This is a genomic window from Bacillus sp. AFS059628 (assembly GCF_002571225.1).
Lineage (GTDB): Bacteria > Bacillota > Bacilli > Bacillales > Bacillaceae_G > Bacillus_A.
In genome coordinates, this window is record NZ_NVEC01000150.1 from 1 (window position 1) to 840 (window position 840).

The 840-nt window shown below is 28.3% G+C and carries 1 protein-coding gene; it reads left to right on the top strand.

Annotated elements, in window-relative coordinates; translation table 11 throughout:
- The first annotated feature begins 92 nt into the window (after positions 1-92).
- A complete protein-coding gene (locus COL05_RS30565) occupies positions 93-632 on the top strand; it encodes a GNAT family N-acetyltransferase (RefSeq protein ID WP_142337741.1) in 540 nt (179 codons plus the stop codon).
- Positions 633-840: the final 208 nt, after the last annotated feature.

Below are 840 nucleotides of genomic sequence, written 5' to 3' on the forward strand. Positions count from 1 at the left end.
ACAATTGGGGTGCAGTTCAAATTCACTCTTTTTTAATTTGGATTTTTAAGGAAAGAAATTGATATAATGGTGAATAACAAGGGGGAGAAATGATGGAAATACATATTAGAAGAGCGATAAAAGATGATATACCAGGTATAGCAAAAGTACATGCTGATAGCTGGAAAACAACGTATAAAGGGATATTTGCTGACGAAATTTTAAAAAATATAACATATGAGCAACGGGAAAAACAATGGGAAAATATTTTTCAACGAGAAGATAAATACCAATATAGATTTGTAGCAGAGACCGTGGATGGAACAATAATCGGATTCATTGATGGGGGAGTTGAAAGAAGTGGTGCATATAATTGTGATGGAGAATTATATGCGATCTACCTTTTACAAGAGTATCAAGGAATGAAAATAGGACAAAAGTTATTTCAAGCTTTACTATCGAAATGTATAAAAAATGATATGCAATCACTTTTAGTATGGGTTGTTACGAATAATCCTTCTAAAAAGTTTTATGAAAAATTTAATCCAGAAAAAATTGATACGAAATTTTTAGATAGAGTACAGGTGGAAGAGACAGTGTATTGTTGGAGAGATTTGAATTTGTTATATAAACAGTTATGTGGATTGTTTTAAATAATAATATTATGTAAACAAAAGTGGAGAAAGGTATACCTTTCTCCACTTTTTGATGGATTTATAAAAAATAGTAGGCAATTAGTTTGAAAACAAGAATTTTTCAAGTGTGTTTTTAACTAGATTAAAGAAAAGAAAGAAAAAAATAAAAATTACATTTCATAAAAAAATTCTGAAATATACTATTGAATTGAACATCATTATCAAT